Genomic DNA, 1870 nt, shown 5'->3' on the forward strand with positions numbered 1-1870 from the left:
CTGGAGCAACGTTTGACTTGGATTACAGAGAGAGAACTTTTAAATGTTCATAACCAAACATCTAAAAATTCAATATCAGAGGATTTGTTTGAAGAAATTGTTCAGCAAAATATCAGCCCAACAGATGGCGGATACATACGTGACGGGCGATTACAGCTAGTAGAAGTCGTAACGGGGAACTATCAGTGGGAACATGTCTTAGCAAAATGCTCATTTGCAGCAGCTCTTAACTGTCGCATGGAAATTATAAAAATTTAATTTTAAGGGGGTTTTTCGTCGTGATTAAAAAATCATACAAGCAAAAGGTAGCGGAAAAGCATAAGGCTATACTTTACGCTATCTATCATTTAGGCAAAGGTATTATGTGGCGCTCGCAGCTCTCTAAATATATGGCTCACTTTCAGCGTATGTCAGAGCCACAATTATCAAAAGCACTTACGGAGCTAACAGCAGCGGATATCATTCATATTCATAGATACTTAAATCGGCGTATTATTCGCCTAAAAAAATTCGGCATCTACTTTTTAACTGGAGCTGCCCGTGAAGAAACACCGAGCATTGCGTTCTCTTCTAACAAGGCTTTACAAAGCGCATATATAAATAGTATTTTGCTGCACACGTTGCAGGAACAGGAAGACCCTACTACATTAGAGGCGTTTGTAAAAGCAACACAAAAAAACAGCACATTATTGAGCAAACAGAAAAACACTCATCATATACTGTTAAATTTAATGCAGAAAGTGCCATATAAATATAATTGGCATCTACTTAATAGCCATTACAATATGCTAGAAGCAGTCAAAAATATTGCTTCTGCAAAGCTGCAAGGGCTTGAACTTAGTACAGTCCCTCAAATAGATAACGAGTTTAACCTTAACTCTATGCAAGCTCGCAATATCTATATCGGGAAGTGGCATTTTTGCGAAAGAGAAGACGACCTGCATAACAAAATACTCTTGCATGGTCCTACCGTCTATATACTAGACATCAATCAAAAATACAGGTATGTCAAAAAGCTAGATAATTTAATGACAGAGATACGCAACTATTTACAGGAGATTCTCGGTTATCCTGCCGGGTTGCTAATCCGTTATAAATTAATTGTGGAAGATGCACACGCGGAAGCCTACTACCATACAAGCGAGAAATTCGAGAAATTACTAGAGCATCATGGTTTAGATGAAATAGAGATTTTAAATCTAAACATTGTCGATGAGGTTTTCGGCGGAACTACAATTTTAAAATGATTTTTTACAAATGTCGTTATACCTTTCTCTCTTTTTGCATACAATAAGCAAATTTATGAGAAAGGTGTTGTGATAACAACATGGCATTACAGGCAGAAAAAAAGAGGCTTATGCAAGAGGCGAATTTAGCTCGTTTGGCAGCAATCAAACAGGAATTGCTGAAATCATTAGAAGGTACAGATGAAGCAGCAGCTCAATATGTAGAAGGCATGTCATTTGAACATCTAACTTCCATTTGTTTAAACGAATGTTTAGCAAATGAGTCGGTTCTGGAAGGTCTACAAAAAAAGATATCATTATTCGTTTTGTTTAACCGCATTTTGCACAGGCAGCAATAAATCGTATTGTAGATATCATTAAATGTTTAGTAGATAACATTGAAAAGCTAACTAGCATATCAATAAATGTTATTAACATTCTATTTATATCTACATCAGGATTACATTACGTCATATTGAAATGATAGGAGTAGGAACATGGCAATTGAAGAAACAAATATCGCTATGCTCATTAAAACATTGCGATTAGACCGTAATTTATCATTGAGAGAATTAGCGGATAAAGCTGGCGTTACAGCTTCGTACATTTCAAAAATCGAAAATGGACTTAAGCCTAACATTACG

General features: G+C 36.1%; 4 protein-coding genes. All 4 read left to right on the plus strand.

Annotated elements, in window-relative coordinates; all coding sequences use genetic code 11:
• Positions 1-258 (plus strand): hypothetical protein (locus ACIQVU_RS20180; protein ID WP_402897025.1); only part of this gene is annotated, 258 nt, incomplete at its 5' end.
• A 20-nt stretch (positions 259-278) separates the two neighbouring features.
• On the plus strand, positions 279-1247 hold the full coding sequence (locus tag ACIQVU_RS20185; protein WP_402897027.1) for a hypothetical protein: 969 nt from the start codon (positions 279-281) through the stop codon (positions 1245-1247).
• An 80-nt stretch (positions 1248-1327) separates the two neighbouring features.
• Positions 1328-1585, plus strand: a complete 258-nt coding sequence (locus ACIQVU_RS20190; protein ID WP_402897028.1) for a hypothetical protein — start codon at positions 1328-1330, stop codon at positions 1583-1585.
• A gap of 165 nt (positions 1586-1750) precedes the next feature.
• Positions 1751-1870: helix-turn-helix domain-containing protein (locus ACIQVU_RS20195; RefSeq protein ID WP_402897030.1), on the plus strand; the 120-nt coding region annotated here is incomplete at its 3' end.

Origin of the sequence: Lysinibacillus sp. NPDC098008 (assembly GCF_044760715.1) — a bacterium.
GTDB lineage: Bacteria > Bacillota > Bacilli > Bacillales_A > Planococcaceae > Lysinibacillus.